25 protein-coding genes and 1 tRNA gene are annotated in these 23,675 nt (G+C 68.9%); 11 read left to right on the top strand and 15 right to left on the bottom strand.

Features of this window, described 5'->3' with window-relative positions; genetic code table 11:
* Positions 1-41: 41 nt before the first annotated feature.
* Genes ACSFA0_RS16365 through ppk2 form a run of 3 tightly spaced genes read right to left on the bottom strand, consistent with a single transcriptional unit; the run spans position 42 to position 2,942 of the window.
* Complete coding sequence (locus ACSFA0_RS16365; RefSeq protein ID WP_435451324.1) at positions 42-953, bottom strand: LysR family transcriptional regulator; 912 nt, start codon at positions 951-953, stop codon at positions 42-44.
* Complete coding sequence (locus tag ACSFA0_RS16360; protein ID WP_435451323.1) at positions 950-1,984, bottom strand: extracellular catalytic domain type 1 short-chain-length polyhydroxyalkanoate depolymerase; 1,035 nt, start codon at positions 1,982-1,984, stop codon at positions 950-952. Before ACSFA0_RS16360 ends, ACSFA0_RS16365 begins: the two co-directional genes overlap by 4 nt.
* Positions 1,985-2,024: 40 nt before the next feature.
* On the bottom strand, positions 2,025-2,942 hold the full coding sequence (ppk2, locus tag ACSFA0_RS16355) for a polyphosphate kinase 2 (protein WP_435451913.1): 918 nt from the start codon (positions 2,940-2,942) through the stop codon (positions 2,025-2,027).
* A gap of 150 nt (positions 2,943-3,092) precedes the next feature.
* On the opposite strand from ppk2, the gene ACSFA0_RS16350 reads away from it, so the two are divergent.
* The 6 genes from ACSFA0_RS16350 (at position 3,093) to ACSFA0_RS16325 (ending at position 8,660) form a co-directional block, all read left to right on the top strand.
* Positions 3,093-4,103 carry a transporter gene (locus tag ACSFA0_RS16350; RefSeq protein ID WP_435451322.1) on the top strand — a complete coding sequence of 337 codons (1,011 nt, stop codon included), beginning with the start codon at positions 3,093-3,095 and terminating at the stop codon, positions 4,101-4,103.
* Between the two features lie 61 nt (positions 4,104-4,164).
* Entirely contained in the window at positions 4,165-5,019 is an 855-nt protein-coding gene (locus tag ACSFA0_RS16345; RefSeq protein WP_435451321.1) for a 3',5'-nucleoside bisphosphate phosphatase, read from the top strand.
* Positions 5,016-5,936 (top strand): DMT family transporter, encoded by a 921-nt coding sequence (locus tag ACSFA0_RS16340; RefSeq protein WP_435451320.1) that lies wholly within the window; start codon positions 5,016-5,018, stop codon positions 5,934-5,936. Before ACSFA0_RS16345 ends, ACSFA0_RS16340 begins: the two co-directional genes overlap by 4 nt.
* Positions 5,937-5,939: 3 nt before the next feature.
* Positions 5,940-6,575 (top strand): L-threonylcarbamoyladenylate synthase, encoded by a 636-nt coding sequence (locus tag ACSFA0_RS16335; protein ID WP_435451319.1) that lies wholly within the window; start codon positions 5,940-5,942, stop codon positions 6,573-6,575.
* 88 nt (positions 6,576-6,663) lie between these two features.
* Positions 6,664-7,986 carry a tryptophan--tRNA ligase gene (locus ACSFA0_RS16330; RefSeq protein WP_435451318.1) on the top strand — a complete coding sequence of 441 codons (1,323 nt, stop codon included), beginning with the start codon at positions 6,664-6,666 and terminating at the stop codon, positions 7,984-7,986.
* Between the two features lie 59 nt (positions 7,987-8,045).
* Positions 8,046-8,660: a response regulator transcription factor gene (locus tag ACSFA0_RS16325; protein WP_435451317.1), complete on the top strand. Its 615-nt coding sequence runs from the start codon at positions 8,046-8,048 to the stop codon at positions 8,658-8,660.
* Between the two features lie 46 nt (positions 8,661-8,706).
* On the opposite strand, the gene shkS is transcribed toward ACSFA0_RS16325, so the two are convergent.
* From shkS to ACSFA0_RS16295, 6 genes are all read right to left on the bottom strand, one after another.
* Positions 8,707-10,143, bottom strand: a complete 1,437-nt coding sequence (shkS, locus tag ACSFA0_RS16320; RefSeq protein WP_435451316.1) for a surface-behavior sensor histidine kinase ShkS — start codon at positions 10,141-10,143, stop codon at positions 8,707-8,709.
* 137 nt (positions 10,144-10,280) lie between these two features.
* Positions 10,281-10,368: transfer RNA gene (locus ACSFA0_RS16315), tRNA-Ser, on the bottom strand.
* 59 nt (positions 10,369-10,427) lie between these two features.
* Complete coding sequence (gene serS, locus ACSFA0_RS16310) at positions 10,428-11,759, bottom strand: serine--tRNA ligase (RefSeq protein WP_435451315.1); 1,332 nt, start codon at positions 11,757-11,759, stop codon at positions 10,428-10,430.
* 50 nt (positions 11,760-11,809) lie between these two features.
* Complete coding sequence (locus ACSFA0_RS16305) at positions 11,810-12,784, bottom strand: threonine/serine dehydratase (RefSeq protein ID WP_435451314.1); 975 nt, start codon at positions 12,782-12,784, stop codon at positions 11,810-11,812.
* Positions 12,781-13,740, bottom strand: a complete 960-nt coding sequence (ispH, locus tag ACSFA0_RS16300; protein WP_435451313.1) for a 4-hydroxy-3-methylbut-2-enyl diphosphate reductase — start codon at positions 13,738-13,740, stop codon at positions 12,781-12,783. The genes ACSFA0_RS16305 and ispH overlap by 4 nt, the downstream gene beginning before the upstream one ends.
* A gap of 8 nt (positions 13,741-13,748) precedes the next feature.
* Positions 13,749-14,186: an FKBP-type peptidyl-prolyl cis-trans isomerase gene (locus ACSFA0_RS16295; RefSeq protein ID WP_435451312.1), complete on the bottom strand. Its 438-nt coding sequence runs from the start codon at positions 14,184-14,186 to the stop codon at positions 13,749-13,751.
* A gap of 128 nt (positions 14,187-14,314) precedes the next feature.
* Here ACSFA0_RS16295 and ACSFA0_RS16290 point away from each other — a divergent pair, with 128 nt between their 5' ends.
* From ACSFA0_RS16290 to ACSFA0_RS16280, 3 genes are all read left to right on the top strand, one after another.
* Positions 14,315-14,677, top strand: coding sequence for a hypothetical protein (locus tag ACSFA0_RS16290; RefSeq protein WP_435451311.1), 363 nt, complete (start codon positions 14,315-14,317; stop codon positions 14,675-14,677).
* A 19-nt stretch (positions 14,678-14,696) separates the two neighbouring features.
* Entirely contained in the window at positions 14,697-15,377 is a 681-nt protein-coding gene (gene radC / locus ACSFA0_RS16285) for a RadC family protein (protein ID WP_435451912.1), read from the top strand.
* Between the two features lie 103 nt (positions 15,378-15,480).
* Positions 15,481-16,140: a Smr/MutS family protein gene (locus ACSFA0_RS16280; protein ID WP_435451310.1), complete on the top strand. Its 660-nt coding sequence runs from the start codon at positions 15,481-15,483 to the stop codon at positions 16,138-16,140.
* A 90-nt stretch (positions 16,141-16,230) separates the two neighbouring features.
* Here ACSFA0_RS16280 and ACSFA0_RS16275 read toward each other — a convergent pair whose 3' ends face one another.
* The 5 genes from ACSFA0_RS16275 to ACSFA0_RS16255 all read right to left on the bottom strand — a co-directional run bounded on the left by ACSFA0_RS16275 (position 16,231) and on the right by ACSFA0_RS16255 (position 19,575).
* Complete coding sequence (locus ACSFA0_RS16275; RefSeq protein WP_435451309.1) at positions 16,231-16,602, bottom strand: hypothetical protein; 372 nt, start codon at positions 16,600-16,602, stop codon at positions 16,231-16,233.
* 264 nt (positions 16,603-16,866) lie between these two features.
* Complete coding sequence (locus tag ACSFA0_RS16270; RefSeq protein ID WP_435451308.1) at positions 16,867-17,277, bottom strand: group II truncated hemoglobin; 411 nt, start codon at positions 17,275-17,277, stop codon at positions 16,867-16,869.
* Between the two features lie 29 nt (positions 17,278-17,306).
* Positions 17,307-18,149 (bottom strand): ABC transporter substrate-binding protein, encoded by an 843-nt coding sequence (locus ACSFA0_RS16265; RefSeq protein ID WP_435451307.1) that lies wholly within the window; start codon positions 18,147-18,149, stop codon positions 17,307-17,309.
* Positions 18,146-18,838: an ABC transporter ATP-binding protein gene (locus ACSFA0_RS16260; protein ID WP_435451306.1), complete on the bottom strand. Its 693-nt coding sequence runs from the start codon at positions 18,836-18,838 to the stop codon at positions 18,146-18,148. The genes ACSFA0_RS16265 and ACSFA0_RS16260 overlap by 4 nt, the downstream gene beginning before the upstream one ends.
* Positions 18,835-19,575: an ABC transporter permease gene (locus tag ACSFA0_RS16255; protein WP_435451305.1), complete on the bottom strand. Its 741-nt coding sequence runs from the start codon at positions 19,573-19,575 to the stop codon at positions 18,835-18,837. Before ACSFA0_RS16255 ends, ACSFA0_RS16260 begins: the two co-directional genes overlap by 4 nt.
* A gap of 115 nt (positions 19,576-19,690) precedes the next feature.
* Between ACSFA0_RS16255 and ACSFA0_RS16250 the strand changes: the two genes are divergently transcribed.
* Positions 19,691-20,791, top strand: a complete 1,101-nt coding sequence (locus tag ACSFA0_RS16250; RefSeq protein WP_435451304.1) for a substrate-binding domain-containing protein — start codon at positions 19,691-19,693, stop codon at positions 20,789-20,791.
* An 18-nt stretch (positions 20,792-20,809) separates the two neighbouring features.
* Here ACSFA0_RS16250 and ACSFA0_RS16245 read toward each other — a convergent pair whose 3' ends face one another.
* Positions 20,810-23,326, bottom strand: a complete 2,517-nt coding sequence (locus tag ACSFA0_RS16245; RefSeq protein ID WP_435451303.1) for an ABC transporter permease — start codon at positions 23,324-23,326, stop codon at positions 20,810-20,812.
* Positions 23,327-23,400: 74 nt separating this feature from the next.
* On the opposite strand from ACSFA0_RS16245, the gene ACSFA0_RS16240 reads away from it, so the two are divergent.
* Positions 23,401-23,670 carry an SDR family oxidoreductase gene (locus ACSFA0_RS16240; protein ID WP_435451302.1) on the top strand — a complete coding sequence of 90 codons (270 nt, stop codon included), beginning with the start codon at positions 23,401-23,403 and terminating at the stop codon, positions 23,668-23,670.
* The last annotated feature ends 5 nt before the right edge of the window (positions 23,671-23,675 follow it).

Raw genomic sequence — 23,675 nt, 5'->3', positions numbered from 1 at the left:
GGAATGCGGGGCCTTGCGCCGTGCGTCGGCAGCGCTGATTCTCAGGAGGCCGCGGAAGGCGGCGTGCAATCTGCCAACAACTGATCGCGGAACGCCGTCATCAGCGGCGACCACGTTCCCTGCGGCCGGGTGAGCAGCACCAGCGTTCGCCGCAGTTCGAGCATCGGCAAAGGCAGCGCTTCCACACGGCCACGCCAGGCACGCAGCACCGAGGTCGGCACCAGCCCCACCAGGTCGGTGCTGGCGATCAGGCCCATCGCAGCTTCCGACGTGTAGTCGACTTCCAGCGTGACGCGCGGCGGCAGCTCACCGGCCTGCTCGAGGATCTGCGTCACCAGGCGACGCGCGGCGCTCTGGCGACTGGGCATTGCCCACGCGCAATCAGCCAGGTCGGTCAGCGTCAGCACGGCCCGTCGCGCGAGCGGGTGCTCCGTGCGGGCGGCGACGCGCACCGTGTCTTCGCTCAAGGCCAGTTGGTCGCAGGTGAAGGAGATGCCGGGGTAGGACGGCACCACGGCCGCGTCGAGTTCGGCCTTTACCACCGCCTCGTTGAGCGCGTCGGACTTGCCGATGACCATCGTCAGCCGCAGGCCCGGCCGGTGGCGCACCATGTCCGAGAGCACACGGATGGCGGGACCGTCGCTGGCAGCGTTGGTCAGCCCGACGCGCAGCAGGCCCGCATGCTGCGCACGCAGTTCCAGGGCGGAACGCATCAGCGCGACATGCTCGGCGTCGAAGCGCCGGGCCGATTCGAGAAAGAGCTGGCCCTCGGCGGTGAGGCGCGCGCCGTGCGCGCCACGCTCGAACAGGGCGACGCCGACGGCATCCTCCAGTCGGCGGATCGCTTTCGAGACGGCGGGCTGCGTCACGCCCACGGCATCAGCCGCACGGCCGACATGGCCCTGCCGGGCCACTTCGAGGAAGTAGGCGATGTCGGTCGGCGAAAAGCTCATGGGCCCTGAAACTGCTTCGACACGAAGGCCCAGATCAGCTTCGACGCGTCGGGCCCCGCCGGATCGCTGAAGGCCTGCCGCAAGGTGCCGCCGCTCCAGGCATGCCCCAGGCCGCCGATCTCGCAGAGCCGCACGCGCGTGCGGCCGTCGCGCGTGAAGTCGGTGACACGCATCGGCCGGCGCTGCCCGCGCTGCAGCATGCGCGGCACGCCCGGCCGCGCGCCGGTGGCGGTCGCCCACACCGCGGCGGTGTCGGTGGCGTTGCCCGCCGTGACCACCGTGTCGGCGTCGCCATGCAGCACCAGCAGCGGCGGCAACGACGCACCCACCGCAGCCGCACCCATGGCCTTGCCGACGGCCGTCACCGGCACCACCGGCGTGCGCCTGCCACGCATGGCCCCCAGCGCCGTCGCCGACGATTGCGCGGCACCGGGCGCGACACCCGAATGCATCGCCACGGCCTTGAAGCGGCCGGGGAAGTGCGTCGCCATCAGCACCGCCATGCTGGCGCCGGCCGAGAGCCCGGCGACGGCGATGCGATCACGGTCCACGGGGTGGAACAGGCAGACCTGGTCGACCGCGGCCATCAACGTCGCGGCTTCGGCGCGGGCCTTGCCGGTGCGGGTGTCGTACCAGTTCCAGCAACCGTGAGGGTTCACCATGCGGTCCTGCTCGGGGTAGAGCACGAGGAAGCGCTCGCGCGTGGCAAGCCGGTTCATGCGGGTGCTCTCGGCCAAGTCCCGCCCGGTCTGACCGCAGCCGTGCAGCATCACCAGCAGCGGCAGCTTCTCGCCCGGCGAGAGCGCCAGGCCCGGCGGCTTGTAGAGGTGGTAGCGCCGCGCGCCGGCCGGGCCGACCGCGATGCCGCTGAGCCACTCGCCCGGACCGGGCGGGGGCTTGTGCTGCTGGACCGTCGCCTGCTTCATCTTCGCCGCCACGCGCTTGCCGGCGCCGAAGGTGACCTTGGTCAACGCGCGCAGGTTGCGCGCGTAGGCACGCGTCAGCGCGGAGGTGGTGGAACGGCGGACCATGGGCGCACGGTAGCAGCTTCCGCGCCGCGCGGGGTGACGCTCAGTAGCGCTCGGGCACGTACATGTTCGCGGGGACGGGCTGGCGCAGGTAGTCGGGGTTGCGCACCCGCGCCGGCAGGTCGATCGGCGGATGCGTGACCTCGTGGTACGGCAACTGGTCGAGCAGATGCGCGATGCAGTTCAGGCGTGCCTTCTTCTTGTCGACCGCCTGCACCACCCACCACGGCGCCTCGGGGATGTGCGTGCGCTCAAGCATCGTCTCTTTCGCCTTGGTGTATTCCTCCCAGCGACGGCGGCTTTCGAGGTCCATCGGGCTGAGCTTCCACTGCTTGAGCGGATCGTGGATGCGACCGAGGAAGCGAAGGTGCTGCTCGTCGTCGGTGATGGAGAACCAGTACTTGATGAGCTTGATGCCCGATCGCACCAGCATCTTCTCGAACTCCGGCACGCTGCGGAAGAACTCTTCGTACTCCTCGTCGGAGCAGAAGCCCATCACATGCTCGACGCCGGCGCGGTTGTACCAGCTGCGGTCGAACAGCACCATCTCGCCGGCCGCCGGCAGGTGCGCGGCATAGCGCTGGAAATACCACTGGGTCCGCTCCCGGTCGTTCGGCGCCGGCAGCGCGGCCACGCGGGCGACGCGTGGATTCAGCCGTTGTGTGATGCGCTTGATGACGCCGCCCTTGCCTGCCGCGTCGCGGCCTTCGAACAAGATGACGACCTTCTGCTTGCTGTGCTGCACCCAGTCCTGCAGCTTGACGAGTTCGCCCTGCAGGCGGAACAGTTCGGTGAAGTACGCGGCGCGGGCCGCCTTGTCGACACCGACCGGTGCGCCGTCCTCGTCGACGTTGCGGTCCTCGATCTCCAGCTCGAGCTCTTCGTCGTAGCTGTCGACCAGGTCGCGCGCGATGCGCCGCATCAGTTCGTCGTGGTCGGGGTGGGCGTTCGGCAGCGTCATGGTGAAGGGGCTCGAAAAGGTGGTGGCGATGCTGCCGCGGCCGGATGACGGCGGCATGACAAAGACATGACGTTGACACACGGCCGTCATGCGCCCGAGCCAGCATCGGCCGCTCCTCCCTGTACGACAGACGCTTCCCGCTTGCCCACCATGACCACGCCCGCCCCCGGCCAGGACGACGCGGGCCTGATCTGCGGCTACCTGTTCGACCGCCTCGAGGCCGGCGCGGCCCGCCCGATCGACCTCGATGCATCGGCCCGCTGGCTGGCCGACACGAACACGCCCGACGGCTTCCTCTGGCTGCACTTCAACCTGAGCCATGCCCAGGCCGAACGCTGGCTGCAGCGGCACGCCAACCTGTCCGACGCCTTCTACGAAACGCTCAAGGACGGCTCGCACTCCACCCGCATCGAGCGCGACGAGGACGCGCTCATCGCCGTGGTGAACGACGTGCACTTCGACTTCGGCTTCGAGCCGTCGGACATCGCCACGCTCTGGATCGCCGTCGGCCCACGGCTGGTGGTGACGGCGCGCACGCAGCCGCTGCGCAGCGTCGATGCCCTGCGTACCGCGGTGCGACACGGCGAATCGCCGCGTTCGAGCGTCGCGCTGCTGGAGCAGCTGATGCGCACCCAGGCCGACGGCCTGGTGGGCATCGTGCGCGGCGTGACCACCCGCATCGACCAGGTCGAGGACGAACTGCTGAGCGGCCGGCTCGACAACAAGCGAGCCCGGCTGGGCGTGCTGCGCCGGCTGCTGGTGCGGCTGCAACGGCTGCTGGCGCCCGAGCCGGCGGCCCTGTTCCGCCTGCTGCAGCACCCGCCCGCCTGGATGGCCGAAGACGACGTGCAGGAGCTGCGCGGCGCCACCGAGGAATTTTCGGTCGTGCTGCGCGACATGCAGGGCCTGCAGGAGCGCATCAAGCTGCTGCAGGAAGAGATCGCGGCCAGCGTCAACGAGGACAACAACCGCAGCCTGTTCGTGCTGACGGTGGTGACCGTCCTGGCCCTGCCGATCAACATCCTGGCCGGCCTGTTCGGCATGAACGTCGGCGGCATCCCGCTGGCCGAGGACCGGCATGGCTTCTGGATCGTGGTGGCCATCATCGGCGGCTTCACCGCCATCGCGGCCTGGGTGGCGCGGCGCCGCAAGGATCGATAGCCGCAGAGGGTTGTCGCCTGGGCGGCCGACGCCCTCCGGGGCGAGCACTTAAAATCGTTGCGTGCCTTCCATCCTCAATGCCGATCTCCATTGCCACTCCGTGGTGTCCGACGGCACGCTCACGCCCGAGGCGCTGGCCGCGCGTGCCGCCGCCAATGGTGTCGAGCTGTGGGCGCTCACCGACCACGACGAGGTCGGCGGCCAGCACCGCGCCCTGGCCGCGGCCAAGGCGAACGGCATGCGCTACCTCACCGGCTGCGAGATTTCCGTGACCTTCGCGGGCGAGACGGTGCACATCGTCGGCCTGGGTTTCGACCCCGACGACGCTGGCATGCGGGCCGGCCTGCAGGCCACGCGCGGCGGCCGGGGCGAACGGGCGCAGGAGATGTCGGCGGGCCTGGCACGGGTCGGCATCGAAGGTGCCTACGAAGGTGCGCTGAAGTTCGTCGGCAATCCGGAACTGATCTCGCGCACCCACTTCGCACGCTTCCTGGTCGAAAGCGGCGTCTGCCGCGACACCTCGGAGGTGTTCCGCAAGTACCTCACCGAAGGCAAGCCCGGCTACGTGCCGCACCGCTGGGCCACGTTGAAGGACGCGGTGCACTGGATCACCGCCGGCGGCGGCATCGCCGTGGTGGCGCACCCGGGGCGCTACAACTTCACCGCCAACGAGGAGCACGCGCTCTTCATCGAATTCCAGGCGCACGGCGGCCGTGCGATCGAGGTCGTGACCGGCAGCCATGCCCCCGCCGAATACGTCGAGTACGCCGAGAAGGCGCTGGAATACGGCTTCGCCGCGTCGCGCGGCAGCGATTTCCACAGCCCCGACGAGAGCCATGTCGACCTGGGCAAGCTGCCCTGGCTGCCGGGCACCCTGACACCGGTCTGGGAACTGCTCGAAGACCGCATCCAGTGAGCGACGCGCCAGCAGGCACGCGCGACCGCGAGTCCGAACGCATCCTCGCCGGCATCGGGCTGGTCGTGCTGTCGGTCGCCTGCTTCGCAACGCTCGACACCGCCACCAAGATTTCCGTGACCACGGTGCCGATCCTCATGGGTGTGTGGTTCCGCTACGCGTTCCAGGCCGTGGCTACGTCGCTGGTGCTGCTGCCGCGCCACGGCACGGCGCTGCTGCGCACCGCGCACCCCCGCTACCACGCGTTGCGCGGCGCGCTGCTGCTGGTCACCAGCCTCTTCGCCTTCTTCAGCCTGCGCTACATGCCGCTGGCCGAGTTCACGTCGATCGTGCTGATCGCGCCCCTGGCCGTGACCCTGATGGCCGCCACCGTGCTCAAGGAGCAGGTGTCGCCGCTGCGCTGGGCGCTGGTGGCCGGCGGCTTCGCCGGCACGCTGGTGATCCTTCGCCCCGGCGGCGGCGCCTTCACCTGGGCCATGCTGCTGCCCTTCGGCCTGGTGGTGACCAATTCCTGCTTCCAGGTGCTGACCAGCAAGCTGGCGCAGACCGAGAACCCGCTGACGATGCACTTCTATTCCGGCTGGGCCGGCACGCTGATCGCGTCGGTGGCCCTGCCCTTCGTGTGGCAGAGCCTGCCGTCCTGGCACTGGTGGGCCTTGTTGTGCCTGATGGGGCTTATGGGCACCATCGGCCACTTCATGCTGATCCTTGCTTACCAACGCGCGCCCGCGTCCACGCTCACACCCTACCTGTACGCGCAGATCGCTTTCGCCACACTGTGCGGCTGGGTGATGTTCTCGCAGGTGCCCGACGCCGTCTCGCTGATCGGCATGGGCATGATCGCGGCCTGCGGCGCGGCCGGCGCCTGGCTGACGGTGCGCGAGCGCCGCGTCCCCATCGAACCCGCGGAAGGCTGACCCATGGCTCAATATTTCGAAGTCCATCCCGAGAACCCCCAGCAACGGCTGCTCAAGCAGGCCGTGGTGCTGCTCGAGCGCGGCGAGGTCATCGCCGTGCCGACCGACTCCAGCTACGCGCTGGCCTGCCACCTCGACGACAAGGACGCGGTCGATCGGCTGCGCCGCATCCGCCAGGTCGACGACAAGCACCACCTGACGCTGCTGTGCCGCGACCTGAGCGAGCTGGCGAACTACGCCAAGGTCGACAACAAGCAGTACCGGCTGCTCAAGGCGGCGACGCCCGGGCCCTACACCTTCCTGCTGGAAGCCACCAAGGAGGTGCCGCGACGCGTGAGCCACCCGCAGCGCAAGACCATCGGCCTGCGGGTGCCCGACCACGCGGTGCTGTCGGAGCTGCTGGCGCTGCACGGCGCACCGCTGCTGGCGACCACGCTGATCCCGCCCGGCGAAACCGAGCCGATGAACGACGCGCAGGAGATTCGCGCCCGCTTTGAAAAGCTCATCGGTGCCGTGATCGACGCCGGCGCCTGCGCGTCGGAGCCGACCACCGTGGTCGACCTCACGCCCCTGGGCGAGGGCGGCGAACCGGTGGTGGTACGCCTCGGTCGCGGCCCGGTCTCGGTGCTGGGGCTGTGAATCGCCCCTTGCAGAATACGTCTGACACAATGTGGAACATCTCCCGGGTGCGTGTCAGCGCGCCCACCCTGCCTGCCTTTCGATCGTCATGACGTCGCCTTCTCCCACCCGCTTCCTCACCGGCATCACGACCACCGGCACGCCGCACCTGGGCAACTACGTGGGCTCGGTGCGCCACTCGGTGCGCTTCAGCCGCCGCGCCGATGTGCAGAGCTTCTATTTCCTGGCGGACTACCACGCGCTCATCAAGGTCGACGACCCGGTGCGCATCCAGCGCTCGACGCTGGAGATCGCCGCCAGCTGGCTGGCCTGCGGGCTCGACCCGGAGCGGGTCACGTTCTACCGCCAGTCGGACATCCCCGAGATCCCCGAGCTCACTTGGTTCCTCACGTGCGTCACCGGCAAGGGCATCCTGAACCGTGCGCACGCCTACAAGGCCTCGGTCGACAAAAACGTGGCCAAGGGCGAAGACCCGGACGCCGACGTGAGCGCCGGCCTCTTCATGTACCCGGTGCTGATGGGCGCCGACATCCTGATGTTCAACGCACACAAGGTGCCGGTGGGCCGCGATCAGGTGCAGCACATCGAGATGGCGCGCGACATGGCGCAGCGCTTCAACCACCTGTACGGCGAGCACTTCACGCTGCCCGAGGCCGAGATCGACGACGCGGTGGCCACGCTGCCCGGCCTCGACGGCCGCAAGATGAGCAAGAGCTACGACAACACGATCCCGCTCTTCACGCCCCGCGCCCAGCTGCAGAAGCTCATTGGCAGCATCGTCACCGACTCGCGCGCGCCCGGCGAACCCAAGGAAACCGAGGGCTCCGCCCTCTTCCAGATCTACCAGGCCTTCGCCGACGCGCAGGAAACCGCCACGCTGCGCCAGGCCTACGCCGACGGCATCGCGTGGGGCGACGCCAAGCAGCTGGTGTTCGAGCGCATCGACCGGGAGATCGCACCGATGCGCGCCCACTACGAGGCGCTGATCAACGACCCGGCACAGATCGAGCGCATCTTGCTGGCGGGCGCCGAGAAGGCCCGCGCGCTGTCGCAGCCCTTCATCGGCCGGCTGCGCCACGCCGTCGGCCTGCGCCGCCTGGAGGCGCCTGCCGCCGCCACCACCCGCAAGGCCGCCAAAGCGGCCCGCCCCAGCTTCAAGCAATACCGCGACAGCGACGGCCAGTTCTATTTCAAGCTGCTCGACGCCCAGGGCGAGCTGTTGCTGCAAAGCCGCGCCTTCGCATCGCCGCAGGACGCCGGCCGCGCCATCGGGCGCCTTCAGCAGGAACGCGGCGCTGCGCTCCCGGCACTCGCCGAACAGCTCGAACCCGCCGACAATGACAGGATGCGTGCCGCGACGGAGGCCCTGGAAGCATTGGCGACAGCGACTCTGGCGGCCAGCGGCGGTTAGGGAACAGAATCATCCATGGCCAGCATCTGCCGGCCGAGCGTTCACTCAGAAAGCAGACCATGAGCATTTACGTCATCGACGATCACCCCCTGATGCGCGACGCCATCGTGATGGTGCTGCGGCGCCTGCGACCCGCGGAGAACATTGTCGAACTGGAACGGCTGGACAAGCTCACCAGTGCGGTCAAACAGCATGGCGCGCCCGACCTCTTCTGCCTCGACCTGAAGCTGCCCGACACGACTGGCTGCTCGGGCGTCATCGCGGTGAAGCAGATCTATCCGGACGTGCCGATCGCCGTGTACTCAGCCTCGCCGGCCGCCGACATGGAAGAGGCCTGCATCGAAGCCGGTGCCGACACCTATATCGAGAAGTCGGCCAGCTCGGCCGAACTCACCGCCGTGCTGCGCGGGCTGCTCATGGCCGACACCGATGCCGAGGAGCCGGTCTCGACCGCCGCCAACAGCGGGAAGCTATCGAAGCGCCAGACCCAGCTCATCGCCATGCTCGACAAGGGCATGAGCAACCGCGACATCGCGACGGAACTCGAAATCAGCGAGCACACCGTCAAGGTGCACCTGTGGCGCCTGTTCCGCCGCCTGGGTGTCAAGAGCCGCACGCAGGCCCTGCACCACGCGCGCAACCACGGCCTGCTGTCGACCTCAGGGTCGATGTGATCGTCTCGATGTGATCGTCGGTTGACGCCGCCCACCGCGGGCAGCGTCAACCCACCGCGCCGGAGATGCGGGTCTGAGCCTGCGACTCGTCGGCGTCGTTGAGCGCCACGCGGAACACGCTGCCGCGCCCCAGGCGCGAGCGCACGCTCACCGGATGGCCCAGCGCGTGCGACAGGCGCGCCACGATGGCCAGCCCCAGGCCGAAGCCGTCCGACGTGCCGGCATGGTCGGCCACCTTGTAGAACTCCAGGAACACGTCGCGCAGGTGTTCGCGGGCGATGCCGATGCCGGTGTCCCACACCTCCACGCGCAGCCCGTCCTTGGTCTGCCGCGACGCGAGCAGGATGCCGCCCTCGACCGTGTACTTGATGGCGTTGGCCAGCAGATTGCCGATCATGCGGCGCACCCGGATCGGGTCGGTGAGCACGGTGCCGCGGCTGATGTGCACCCGAAAGCGCAGGCCCTTGGCCTCGGCCACCGGCCGGTATTGCAGCTCGAGGTCGTGCAGCAGCTGGGCCACGTCGACCCGCTCGATGTGCAGCCGCACCTGACCCGAATCGATGCGTGCCAGGTCGAAGAGCGAGTCGAACAACGCGTTCACCGCATGCGTCGCGCGGACGATCTTCGGCGCGATCTCCTGGACCAGCTCCGGCTCGTTGCGCAGCCAGTCGGCATAGAGCGAGAGCGCCAGCACGGGCTGGCGCATGTCGTGCGCCGCGCTCGCCAGGAAGCGGTTCTTCATGGCGACCGCCGACACGGCGGCCTGTCGCTGCTGGGTCAGCGAGTTGATCAGGATGTGGTTGTGGAACAGCAGCTCGAAGCTGTTGCGTGCCGTCTCGTGGATGCGGCGGCCGGCCCGCAGCAGCAGCCACCAGTGCAACACCGGCAGCATCAGAAAGCCGTAATGGAAATGCGGCCGCTGGAAGTTGAGCTCGACCACGCGGAAGGCCACGGCCGTCATCATCGTGATGAAGAGCACGTTGACATAGCGGCGCAGCAGCGGCGGGTAGAGCGCCAGGCCGTTGAGCGGGAAGGTGGCGACACCGGCCACGATGAGCCAGCTCATGAACTGGTTGACCAGCGGCGTGCGCTCGAAAAAGATCAGGATCGACAGGCCCCAGGCGAAGGCACTGGTGCCCCACAGAAAGCGGTAGCGGTCGACGAATTCCTGTTGCGAGACCGAATCCTTGTCGGCGTAGTCGCGCACGTAGAGCCGCTCACCCCAGACGCGGCAACCGGTGGCGGTGATGCCGATCGCCAGCCAGGCGAACAACTGCCAGCGCGGCACATGGCCCCAGCTCAGGCCGATCATGGCCGGCATGAGCGCCGCGGCCAGCAGGTAGGAGCCCCGCGCCGCGCGCATCAGGCTGCGGATCAGCTCCCCGCGTACCCACGGCTCGGCCTCGTCAGCCGTCGCGGGGGCCGGCGTCAAACTCGCGAACGACGAGTTGCCGAGACCCACGAACGACGAATTACCCTTCATGGCGCAAAACCTGTGTCAACTGACCCCTTTGGAACGGCCCTCCGAAGGGCGTTGGCATGCGCCTGATTCTAGGGGCAGCCTCGGGTTTCGCTGGCCTTTGAATCGGGCAAAAAAATAGCCCCTGGATGGGGCTATCTTGGAGGAGAGGGAGGGATTCGAACCCTCGGTACGTTTCCGTACGCCTGATTTCGAGTCAGGTACATTCGACCACTCTGCCACCTCTCCGGTGTCTGTCGAGCCTTCGATTCTAGCAGCAGAATTCGGCGGCCTGCGCGTGAAACGTCTCAGGCGCGCAACGTCTCGAGCCCGCCCAGGTACGGGCGCAGCGCAACCGGCACGCGGATCGACCCGTCCTCGTTCTGGTGGTTCTCCAGCACCGCGACGAGGGCCCGGCCCACGGCCAGGCCGGAGCCGTTGAGCGTGTGCACCAGCTCGTTCTTGCCCTGTGCGTTCTTGAAGCGCGCCTGCAGCCGGCGCGCCTGGAAAGCCTCGCAATTCGACACGGAGCTGATCTCGCGGTAAGTGTTCTGCGCGGGCAGCCACACCTCCAGGTCGTAGGTTTTGCTTGAGCCGAAGCCCATGTCGCCGGTGCACAGCAGCACCACGCGGTACGGCAGTTCTAGCGCCTGCAGCACCGCCTCGGCGTGCGTGGTCATGGCTTCGAGCGCTTCGTAGCTCTTCTCGGGGTGCGTGATCTGCACGATCTCGACCTTGTCGAACTGGTGCTGGCGGATCATGCCGCGCGTGTCGCGCCCGGCGCTGCCGGCTTCGGAACGGAAGCACGGCGAATGCGCAGTGAGCTTCATGGGCAGCTGCGACTCGGCCACCACCTCGTCGCGTACGAAATTGGTCAGCGGTACCTCGCTGGTCGGGATGAGGTACAGCGCCTGGTTGTCGGGCACGGGCTCGCCGTCCTGGCCGCCCTTCTTCGCGGCGAACAGGTCGCCCTCAAACTTCGGCAACTGGCCGGTGCCGCGCATCGAGTCGGCATTGACGATGTAGGGCACATAGCACTCGGTGTAGCCGTGGCGCTCGGTCTGCGTGTCGATCATGAACTGCGCCAGCGCGCGGTGCAGGCGGGCGATCGGCCCCTTCAGCACGCTGAAGCGCGAGCCGGCGAGCTTGGCGCCCATCTCGAAGTCCAGGCCCAGCGGCGCGCCGAGGTCGACGTGGTCCTTGGGCGCGAAGGCCAGCGGCGTGGCGTCGGCACCGGTGCCGCCTTGAGGCGCCCAACGACGCACCTCGACGTTGCCGTTCTCGTCCTCGCCGACCGGCACACTCTCGTGCGGCAGGTTGGGCACCGCCAGCAGCAGGGCCTGCAGCTCAGGCTGGATCGCCTCGAGCCGCGCGGACTGCGATTCCTGCTCGGCCTTGAGCGCGTTGACTTCGGTCATCAGCTCATCGACCGATTCCCCCTTGGCCTTCAGCGGCCCGATCTGCTTGTTGAGCGTGTTGCGGCGCGCCTGCAGTTCCTCGGTGCGGATCTGCAGCGTCTTGCGCTCGGCCTCCAGCGCGGTGAAGGCGTGGACGTCGAGAAAGGTCTGGTTTTTCTTGCGCGTTTCGAGGCGGGCCACGGCCGAAGCCAGGTCCTTGCGCAGCATGGTGATATCGAGCATCGGGCGATTTTAGGTGCCCGCCCGGCCCACCTGCTCTGCCGCGCGGTGCCTCAGGCGAGCGTGGCGGGATCGACGTTCGCGCCGCAGACGATGAGGCAGACCTTCTCGCCCGCACGCGGCACGTAGGCGCCGGTCTGGAGCGCCGCCAGCGGAAGCGCCGCCGCCGGTTCGACGGCCAGCTTCATCTCTTTCCAGAGCCACACCTGCGCGGCGCGGATCGCGTCGTCGGACAGCAGCAGCGCATCGCGCACCTTGCGCTGCGTGATGGCCCAGGCGTGCTCGCCGATGCGCTTGGCGCCGAGCGAATCGGCCGCGATGCCGCCGACCTCGACATCCACCGGCGCACCGGCTTCACGGGCGCGGAACAGCGTCGGCGCGCGCTCGGGTTCGAGCGCGACCACGCGGCTGCGCTGGCCGAACCAGGCCGCCAAGCCGCCGATCAAGCCGCCGCCGCCGACGCTCACCAGCACCGAACCGGGCAGCCCGCCCTGCGCCTCGATCTCGCGGCCGAGCGTGCCGGCACCGGCCACGACCTCGGGCTGGTCGTAGGCGTGCGTCAGCAGCGCACCGCTCTCGCGTTGGCGCGCCAGGCAGGCGGCGAGTGCATCGGCGTACGCCTCGCCCACCACCGTGACCTCGGCGCCCAGCGCGCGCAGCCGCGCCCGCTTGGCCTCGGGCGACACGCCGGGCAGGAACACTTCGCAGCGCACGCCCAGGGCGCGCGCTGCGGCGGCGGTGGCGATGCCGGCGTTGCCACCGGAAGCAACCACCACACCCGCGGCGGGAATGTCGTGGGCCAGCAGCCGGTTCATCATGCCGCGCGCCTTGAAGCTGCCGGCGATCTGCAGGTGCTCGAGCTTGAGCCAGACCTCGACGCCGGAAGCAGCGAGTTCGGCTGGCAGCCCGAAGGCGTCGGGCGAGAGCTTCCACAGCGGGGTCTCGCGCAGGTAGGCGCCGCGGTGCGCGGCCAGGCGTTGGGCGGCGCGCTCGATATCGGCGCGCCAGTCGATGTCGTTCAGGTTCAAGAGATGTGTCCGGGTGCGGGAATGTGATCGAGCTTCAGGCCCTTGGGCAGCGGGAACTTCAGCGTCTCTTCGATGCCGTCCATCTTGCGGACCGACACCGCGCCGAGTGCCTTCACGCGGTCGATCACCTCGCGCACCAGCACCTCGGGTGCCGACGCGCCGGCGGTGAGGCCGACGCGCGTCTTGCCCTCGAACCATTCCGGCTTGAGTTCATCGGCCGAATCGACCATGTAACTCTCGGTGCCCAGGCGCTGCGCGAGCTCGCGCAGGCGGTTGCTGTTGGAACTGGTCGGGCTGCCGACCACGATCACGATGTCGACCTGCGGGCTCATGATCTTCACCGCGTCCTGGCGGTTCTGCGTGGCGTAGCAGATGTCCTGCTGCTTGGGCTCGCGCACCTTGGGAAAGCGCGCACGCACGGCAGCGGCGATCTCGGCGGCGTCGTCGACCGACAGCGTGGTCTGCGTCACGACAGCGAGCTTGTCGGTCTGACCCGGTTGCACGGTGGCCACGTCCGCGACGTCTTCCACCAGGTGGATGCCGCTCGACAACTGACCCATCGTGCCCTCGACCTCGGGATGGCCCTTGTGGCCGATCATGATGAATTCGTAGCCCTCTTTCGCGAGCTTGGCGACCTCGACATGCACCTTGGTCACCAGCGGGCAGGTGGCGTCGAACACGTCGAAGCCGCGGGCCTGCGCCTCGGCCTCGACCGCCTTGCTCACGCCGTGCGCGCTGAACACGAGCGTCGAGCCCGGCGGCACATCGGCCAGGTCCTCGATGAAGATCGCGCCCTTGGCCTTGAGCTCGTTCACCACGTAGGTGTTGTGCACGATCTCGTGGCGCACGTAGATCGGCGCGCCGAACTTGGCGATGGCGCGCTCGACGATTTCGATGGCGCGGTCCACACCCGCGCAGAAGCCGCGTGGCTCGGCCAGCAGGATTTCCTTTTCCATCGGGCCGGTCACAGCACGCCGATCAGCCGCACTTCGAAGGTGACGGGCTGGCCGGCCAACGGGTGGTTGAAGTCGAACTGCACCGCGGTGTCGCTCGATGCGACCACGGCACCGGCGTAGCTGCCCATGCCGTCGGGCGTCGGGAACTCCACCACGTCGCCGACGGCGTAGCGCTCGTCGGGATCGCCCATCTTCGCCAGCAGGCTGCGCGCGACCCACTGCTGCATCTCGGCGTTGCGCTCGCCGAAGGCTTCGCCGGCAGGCAGCTCGAAGGTGGTGTGCGTGCCCTCTTCCAGGCCCATCAGCTTCTGCTCCATGGCCGGCGACAGCTCGCCGGTGCCCAGCGACAGCGTGGCCGGCTTGTCGGCAAACGTGTTGATGATGTCGCCCGCGGGCCCGGCCAGCCGGTAGTGCAGCGTGAGAAAGGAGCCGGCGGTGACGACCATGACGGGTGTTGCGTTCAAAAGTTTTACCGATGGGAAGAAGTCGAGATTTTATTTGCTCGGGATGACAGTGCTTCGAAGACGGTCTTACGCAGTTCACATGCACAATCCCAAAAAAAATAGGGAGCGCCATGTCAAAAGATGAGTTACTGCTCAGCACACGCTTGCTGAGCGTCAGCCGCACATTGGTCAAAACTTGCACCGATACCACCGTCCAGGTGCGTTCAATAGATTCCATCCACACAAGTAAATCGGGGCCCGAATACATTCAGTGGTTCGCGCTCGGCGCAGGCCTCCTAATTTCTTGGAAGGTTTCACTGGTGGCCGGCCTGGCATTGGCTTCGGTAGCCGCAACGGTCATTTGGTACCACTGGGGCCGGAAGGATCTGTTCGCATGGGTAGGCGGGGAGTCATACACGCTCATATCCGCCGAGCCAGAAGCCACCGTGGATGAAGCGCGGGCCGCGATAGCACGAGCGATGGCGCTGCGCTGAGCATGCTCGGGGCATTGATCTGACGTCTTTCAAGGATCTGCCGGCAGAAGCGAGACCGCGCGAGAAGCTGCTCGCCCGCGGGGCGGGCGCATTGGGCGATGCCGAGCTGCTCGCGCTGTTGCTGCGCACCGGCATGGCCGGCAAGAACGTGCTGCAACTGGCGCAGGAACTGCTCGACACCTTCGGCGGCATCGCCGGCCTGCTGCAGACCGGCGTCGACGACCTGCGCCAGGTCAAGGGCCTCGGCGGGCCGGCCAAGCGGGCCGAACTGACCGCCGTGCTCGAACTCGCACGCCGCGCCATGGCCGAGCAGCTGCGTGAACGCACCGTGTTCGATTCGCCGACCGCGGTGAGCCACTACCTGCAACTGCATATCGCCTCCCGGCCCCACGAGGTATTCGCGGCGCTCTTCCTCGATGCGCAGCACCGGCTCATCGCGATGGAAGAGCTGTTTCGCGGCACCTTGAGTCAAACGAGCGTGTACCCGCGCGAGGTCGTGGTGCGCGCCCTGCACCACCACGCCGCCGCGGTGATCCTGGCCCACAACCACCCGAGCGGTGGCGTCGAGCCCTCGCGTGCGGACGAGGTGCTGACGCAGACGTTGAAGGCCGCGCTCGCCTTGGTCGATGTGCGGGTGCTCGACCACATCATCGTGGCGCGCGGCCAGACGCTGTCGATGGCGGAGCGCGGGCTGGTCTGAAGGCGCAAAGGCCCACGGGTCGGCCCGGATTCACGGCGACGCGTTAACCTGTGCGCCTGGACCCGGCCGCTCCAACGGCCGGTCTGCCGCAAGACCTCACGCCATGCCCCGCTCCTCCCCACCCCTCAAGAGCCTCTCCGACCTGCAGCAGGTGCAGCGCGCGCTCGCCGAAACGCGTGCGCGCGAAGCGGCGGCGGCTGCGGAGCGCGCGGCGGCCGAGAAGAAACGGCAGGCCGAGCAGAACCTCTTCACCCGGGCCATCGGCGCCACCCAGCCGCTGCCCCGCCGCAATGCCGTGGTGGCCCTGGCGCCCGAGCCGCCGGCGCCGATCCCTGTGCAGCATCAGCTCGACGAGCAGCGCGTGCTGCGCGAATCGCTGTCCGACGAATTCGATGTGACGACCCTGCTCGACGTCGACGACGCCATGAGCTTTCGTCGCCCCGGCATCGGCACCGACGTGACGCGCAAGCTGCGCGCGGGCGAATGGACGATCCAGAAGCAGGTCGACCTGCACGGTCTGCGCAGCGACGAGGCGCGCGAGGCGCTCGGCGCCTTCATCCGCAGCGCGCACAAGCAGGGCGTGCGCTGCGTGCGCGTGGTCCACGGTAAAGGCCTCGGCTCGCCCGGCAAGCAGCCCGTGCTCAAGACCAAGACGCAGCGCTGGTTGATCCAGAAGAACGAGGTGCTGGCCTTCGTTCAGGCCAAGCCGGCCGAAGGCGGGGCCGGGGCGCTGGTGGTGCTGCTGGCGCCGGTCAAGCGCTGAGCCACACCGACCGCAACGCCCCAACGAAAAGGCCCGCTACCTTGCGGTAGCGGGCCTTTGTCCTGACGCCGGCAAGCCGGCGTGGCGCGATTACAGCGACGGGTTGCGAGCAGCTTCGATGGCTTGGGCGCGCACGGCGCCGCGGTCGACGTAGTTGCCACCGACCGACAGAACGCCGGCCGAAGCGACTTCACCGTAAACGTTGCCTTGGCGGGCGATGGCCACGGCTTGGTTCTGCACGGTGGCGCGGTCGGTGCTGGCCGTCAGCGCGGGGGTCACGCCAGCGAACGACGCCTCCGAGAACACGTCACCGGCACGGGCCGTATCACGGGCTTGGGCGGCGACTTCAGCGCGGCTGGCGACCGAGTTCACGGTCAGCACGCCGTCGTACGTTTCGGCTTGGGCGCCCATGGCGGCCAGGAGGGACAAGGTTGCTGCAGCGATGATCTTGGAGGTCTTCATTTCGTTTCTTTCGTTAGGTTGGATGATTTTCGAACCGGTATCGGGGGCACCGCCTTCATGGCGGCCACCGCTCGGTGCCTAGCTCACCCAGAACAGCGTCTTCAACTTGTTGTGTTCGCTGCTCTGTTGGATGAATTGTGCGCCGGGATCTAGGTGAAAACCCTCGCCAAAATGAACCACGCTATTCACGAAATTGAAACAATCGCAGGCCCTTTGCCTACAGGACGCTGCAATCGACCTTCGTACCGCCCCCTCGCCAGAGGGTCAGTGCCGCATCCAGTCGGCCGTTTTGAAGAACGAATCGCGCAGCCGCGCACGCAGCGCCTCGTCGACCCCGGTCTCGCCCATCGCCTGGTCCATGCAGGCCAGCCACTGGTCGCGCTCGGCGATGCCGATGGTGTGGCCGCCGATGCGCTGCGGCATGTGGCGCGCCCGCAGCATCGGGTGGCCGACGCGGTCGGTGTAGTGCTGCGGGCCGCCGAGCCAGCCGCAGAGGAACCAGAAGAGCCGCTGGCGCGCGTTGTCGAGCGTGCTGCCGTGCACCGCACGCAGGCGGGCGTACGCCGGCTCGAGGTCCATCAGGTCATAGAAGCGATCGACCAGCGCCTGCACGGCGGGCTCGCCGCCGATCCATTCGAAGGGCGTGTCGACGGGCGGTTTGTCTTGGATCTGCATGGGCCGATTGTCGGCGCGCGCCCCATCCCTTACTTCGCGTTGGGGAAGAACAACTGCTCGCCGCCGATCTTGTAGCCCGCGATGCTCGACTGCCCGGCCGGGGACGTCACCCAGTCGACGAACTTCTGCGCGTCGGTGCTGTTGAGGTTGGGAAACCTGCTGGGGCTCACCACCATCACGCCGTACTGGTTGAAGAGCCGCTTGTCACCTTCGACCAACACCGCCAGGTCGGCCCGGTTCTTGAAGCTCAGCCAGGTGCCGCGGTCGGCCAGCACGTAGCTGCCGCTCGACGCCGCGATGTTCAGTGCCGGGCCCATGCCGCAGCCGCATTCCTTGTAGCCGCTGCCCTTCTTGTCGTTGGGCACGGTCTGGCCGGCGTCGGCCACGCCGGTCTGCGTCCAGAGCCGGCGCTCGGCGGCGTCGGTGCCGCTCTTGTCGCCGCGCGAGACGAAGGGCGCGTTGGCGCCGGCGATCTTCTTGAGCGCCGCGACGATGTCGTTGCCCTTCACGCCGACCGGATCGTTCTTCGGCCCGATCAGCACGAAGTCGTTGTACATGACGGGCAGCCGCTGGACCGCGAAGCCTTCGGCGACGAACTTCTCCTCGGCCGCGGTGTCGTGCACGAAGAGCACGTCGGCATCGCCGCGCCGTGCCATGTCGATGGCCTGGCCGGTGCCCACGGCCACCACCTTGGTGTCGACGCCGGTCGCTTGCTTGAAGGCCGGCAGCAGGTGCGAGAACAGGCCCGACTGCTCGGTCGACGTGGTCGAGGCCATGGTGATGGTGCCGGCCTGGGCCGCGGTGCACAGGGCGAGGAAGGCCAGGGCGGCGGCCACGGGGCGCAGCGCGCGCTGGAGGAATTTCAAGGTCATGCGAGTTCTCCTTTGACGAACAGGTGGGCCTCTTCCGGCAGCGGCCCGTGAAAGAAATCGTGCACGGGCAGGTCGGCCACCACGCGCCCCTGCTCGAGGTAGACGACGCGCGTGGCGAGGCGCTTGACCTGCCCGAGGTTGTGGCTGGCGAAGATCAGCGTGCGGCCTGCGGCGGCCTCGGCGATGAGCGCCTCGACCTCGCGCTTGGCGGTCGGGTCGAGGCTGGCGGTCGGCTCGTCGAGCAGCAGCACGTCCGGGTGCAGCGCCCAGGCACGCGCGAGCGCGAGGCGCTGCTGCTGGCCGCCCGACAACGTGCGGGCGTTGCGCGCAGCAAGGTCGGTCATGCCGACGCGGCCCAGCGCCTCGTGCGCCGCCTGCCGGGCCGCACGCCAGCCGCCGCCGCGCAGCCACAGCGCAAGGGCGACATTGGTGGCCACGCTCGCGCGCAGCATGTGTGGCCGCTGGAACAGCATCGCCTGCCGCGATCGCGGCGCGCGCTGCAGCATCGCGCCCGAGGCATGCGGCACCAGGCCATGCAGCAGGCGCAGCAGCGTGCTCTTGCCGCTGCCGTTGGCGCCGATGAGGGCGACGCGCTCGCCCTGCCCGATCGACAGCGTCGCGCCGCGCAGCGCCAGCACGTGGCCGAAGCGGACTTCGACGTCACGCAACGTGAAAAGCACCTCGCTCATGCGATCTGCCCCCCGCGCATCGCCTCGGCCACGCCGCCGTCGGCGCGTTCGCGCCAGCCGCGCAGCACCGCGATCGCGAGGTTGAGCATCAGCACCACCAGCAGCAGCACGATGCCCAGCGCGACCGCCAGCGGCAGGTCGCCCTTGCTGGTCTCCAGTGCGATGGCGGTGGTCATGACACGCGTGAAGCCGTCGATGTTGCCGCCCACCACCATCACCGCACCCACCTCCGACACGGCGCGGCCGAAGGCGGCGATGAGCACGGTGATCAACGCATAGCGCTCGTCGGCGGCGATCAGCAGCGAACGCAGCAGCGGCCTGGCGCCGAGCGAACGCAGCTGCTCGCCATGCCCGCGGTCGGCGTCCTCGATGACCTGCCGCGTGAGCGCGGTGACCATCGGCAGTACCAGCACCGTCTGCGCCAGCACCATGGCCTTGAAGGAGAAGAGCCAGCCCAGGAAGCCGAGCGGCCCCGAGCGCGACAGCAGCAGGTAGATGACGAGGCCCACCACCACCGACGGCAGCGCGAGGAAGGTGTTGAGCACCGCCAGCACCACCGCGCGGCCCTTGAAGCGCGCCACGGCGAGCCAGGCGCCCAGCAGCAGGCCGAGGCTGCAGGCCAGCAGGCAGGACGTGGCGCTGACGGCCAGCGAACGGCCGACGATGGCGAGCAGCACCGGATCGGCGGACGCGATCAGGTGCGCAGCGGATGTGACGCTGTCGGTGAATGTGTTCATCGTGGGTGCGGGCGAGTATCGGGTGGCGCAAGGGCCCACCTATGCATGCCCTTGCATAGGTGGGTGCGCATAATCGCGCCGCAGATCGACACGCCCTCTTCTCCTCTTTCTCTTCGTGCACGCCATCGAACTTTCCTACGCCATCGCACCGCGCCGCAGCGGCCGCGCGATGGTGCGCAACCCGTTGATGACGCTGCTGCAGGCCGTGCGCGACCACGGCTCGATCTCGGCGGCCGCGCGCGCGGTCGGCCTGTCGTACCGCCATGTGTGGGGCGAGCTCAAGCGATGGGAAGAGACACTGGGCCACGCGCTGGTGATGAGCGAACAGGGCCAGCGCGCGCACCTCTCGGAATTCGGCGACAAGCTGCTGTGGGCCGAGAGACAGGCGCAGGCGCGGCTCGCCCCGCAGATCGAGGCGCTGCACGCCGAACTCGAACGCGCCTTCGCGGTGGCTTTCGATCCGCGCACGCATGTGCTCAGCCTGCAGGCCAGCCACGACGACGCGCTGACGCTGCTGCGCACGCAGGCGGCCGGTGCGCGGCTACAGCTCGACATCCAGTTCACCGGCAGCGTCGACGCCATCCGCGCGCTGAACCAGGGCCGCTGCGTGATGGCCGGCTTCCACACGCTGGAGCAACCGCCGCGCGGCTCGCTCGCGCAGCGCACCTACCAGCCACTGCTCAAGCCGGGGCAGCACAAGCTGATCGGCTTCGCGCGGCGCACGCAGGGGCTGATCGTGGCAGCCGGCAACCCGCTGGCGCTGCGCTCGCTGGGCGACGTGGTGCAGCGACGGGCGCGCTACGTGAACCGCGCCATCGGCACCGGCACGCGCCTGCTGTTCGACGAACTGCTGGCCGGCGCGTCGCTGTCGCCCGAAGACGTCGAGGGCCACGACCGCATCGAGCCCTCGCACGCGGCGGTCGCGCATGCCGTGGCTTCGGGCGAAGCGGAAGCGGGCCTCGGGCTCGAATCGGCCGCGCGCGAAGCGGGCCTGGGCTTCGTGCCGCTGGTGCGCGAGCGCTACCACCTGGCCTGCCTGAAAGACGCGCTGAAGCAGCCGGCCATCAAGGCGCTGCTGACCGTGCTGCGCGGTGCGCAGTGGCAGCACCAGCTGGGCACCCTGCCCGGCTACGAAAGCGTGGCCAGCGGCGAGGTGCAGTCGCTCAGCGCGCTGCTGCCGTGGTGGACCTTCAAGGACCGCAAGCCCGCCGCGTGAGGCGCGACATCCTCTCGTCTATTCCGCAGCCTGCCGCAAGGTTGCGACCACCGGCCGCCGCAGTACCTCGCGCAGCCCCCACCAGCCGGCCGCCAGCGCCAGCACCGCGCCGGCCAGCGCACCGGCGACCGGCACCCACAGCGACGCCGTCCAGGTGAAGTCGAACACGTAGCGCGCCAGGCCCCAGCCGATGGCCGATGCGGCGATGCTGGCCAGGAAGCCCGCCAGCAGGCCGACGCCCACCAGCTCGGCGCGCTGCACCTGCCGCAGCAGCGACGCACGCGCACCGACCGCACGCATCACTGCGAACTCGCGGGCGCGCTCCTCCCGCGTGGCTGTGACGGCGGCGAACAGCACCACCAGCCCGGCCGCCAGCGTGAAGCCGAACAAGAACTCCACCGCGCGGATCACCTGGTCGAGCACCCGCTGCACCTGGCCGATGGTCGCGCTCATGTCGACGTTCGTCACGTTCGGGTAGGCGCGCACCAGCGCGTTGTCGAAGCCCTTGGTCTCGGGCGCGCGGAAGGCGCCCATGTAGGTGACGGGCACGTCGGGCAGCTCGGCCACCGTGTACATCACGAAGAAGTTGGCATGCAGCGACCCCCAATCGACCTTGCGCAGCGAGGTGATGCGCGCGTCGTTCTGGATGCCGCCGATGTCGAAGCGCAGCGTGTCGCCGAGCTTCAGGCCCAGCGTCTCGGCCAGGCCGTCTTCCACACTGACTTCGCCCGGCGCGTTGGGCTTCCATGCGCCGGCGGTGATGCCGTTGTGCGGTGGTGCCTCGGCGGCGTTGCTCAGGTTGAACTCGCGGTCGACCAGGCGCTTGGCGCGGTCGTCGGCGTAGTCGTCGGGCGAGACCGGCTTGTCGTTGATCGCGACCAGCCGGCCGCGGATCATCGGATACCAGTCGAACTTGGCGACGCCGCCATCGCGCAGCGACTTCTGGAAGGCCTGGCTCTGGTCGGGCATCACGTTGATGACGAAGCGGTTGGGCGCGTCGGGCGGCGTCGCGCGGCGCCAGCTCGACACCAGGTCGGTGCGCAGCAGCACCAGCAGCACCAGCGCCAGCAGGCCGACCGCCAGCGCGCTGACCTGCACCACCGCATACACCGGACGCGCAGAGATCTGCCGCGTGGCCAGCACCAGCCAGCGCGGCGCCGTCGTCTCGTTGACGCTGCGGCGCAGCACCTTCACCGCGACCCAGCTCAGCACCGCGAACACCGCCACCGCACCAGCGAAGCCGCCGACCGCGATCAGCCCCAGCTTCAAATCGCTGCTGGCCGCCAGCAGCATCGCGACGAAGCCCATCGCGCCGACGCCCAGCACCGCGAGCGAGGCTGGCTTGAGCCCGCCGACATCGCGCCGGATGACGCGCAGCGGCGGCACACGCGCGAGCTGCAGCACCGGCGGCAGCCCGAAGGTGAACAGCAGCACCAGCCCCATGCCCAGCCCGAAGGCCACCGGCCACAGCGTGGGCGCGGGCAGCGCCGTTTCGACCAGGCCGGCCAGCAACAGCACGAAGGCGTAGTGCACGCCGAAGCCGATCGCCACCCCCAGCCCGCTCGCCACCAGGCCGACGATGAAGAACTCGAAGGCGTAGGCGCCCGCGATGGTGCGCTGGCTCTGGCCCAGCACGCGCAACATCGCGCAGTCGTCGAGGTGGCTGGCCGCGAAGCCGCGCGCCGCCAGCGCCACCGCCACCGCGCTCAGCAGCGCCGCGAGCAGCGCCACCAGGTTGAGGAATTTCTCGGCGCGGTCGAGCGTCTGGCGCATCTCCGGCCGGCCGCTCTCGAAGGATTCGAGCCGCGCGCCGCGCAGCTCTCCGCGCTTGAGCGAGGCGTCGGCCCAGTCGCTGAAGCGCTTCACCGCGCCCTCCTCGCCCGCCACCGCGAAGCGGTAGTTGACCCGGCTGGCCGGCTGCACGAGCCCGGTGCGCGCCACGTCGGCCTGGTTGAGCATCACGCGCGGCGAGAAGCTCGCGAAGCCGCCGCCCCGGTCCGGCTCCAGCGTGATCACGCGCGACACGCGCAGGCCGGTGTCGCCCAGCAGCAGCGTGTCGCCCACCTTCAGGCCCAGCGATTCGAGCAGCGACGCATCGACCCAGGCTTCGCCGGGCGCCGGCACGTCCCGCGTGGCCTGGCCGGTGCCGTCGCTCGTGGTCGCGACCTGCACGCTGCCGCGCAGCGGGTAGCCGGTGGTCACGGCCTTCAGCGACACCAGCTTGCTCGCCCCGCCCTGCGCGTCGGAGGCGCGAGCCATGGTCGGGAAGCCGTAGGTCGAGGTCGTCTCCAGGCCCAGCGAGCGGGCGCGCTCGACGAAGGCCGGCGGCGTCGGGTTGTCGCTGGCCAGCACCGCGTCGCCCCCGAGCAGCTGCCGCGCATCGCGCTGCAGCCCGCCCTTGAGCCGGTCGGCGAAGAAGCCGACAGCCGTGAGCGCGGCGACCGCGAGCAGCACGGCAACGATGAGAAGCCGCAGCTCGCCAGCGCGCAGATCGCGCCAGAGGGTGCGCCAACCGAGGCGGAGGGAGGAAGTCATGGGTTGGACGATAGCCGAGGCGGGTTGGGCCTAGGGTTGTGGGGTATTGCGCTCAGCCATTCCACCGTTGCTGCATGAAGTCGATGAACACCCGCAGCTTGCGCGGCATGTGCATGCTCGGTCCACGCCAGCTCCGCGTCGTCGGCATTGCACCCGGATTCGTCGCGACCGAGGGCAACGCCGACTCCGCCAAGGGCATGACGGACTACCTGATGGGCAAGACGCCACTCGGCCGCGTGGGGCAACCGAGCGACATCGCGGCGGCGGTGTCGTATGCGGTGTCGGAGGATGCGAACTGGGTGACGGCGACCACCATCGATGTGGCGGGTGGGATGGTGTTCTAAAGTCG

It is taken from the genome of Variovorax restrictus, from assembly GCF_051216715.1.
Classification (GTDB): Bacteria; Pseudomonadota; Gammaproteobacteria; order Burkholderiales; family Burkholderiaceae_C; genus Variovorax.
Note: the sequence above shows the minus strand (reverse complement) of the source record. Positions and strands in the feature narration are given on the sequence as shown.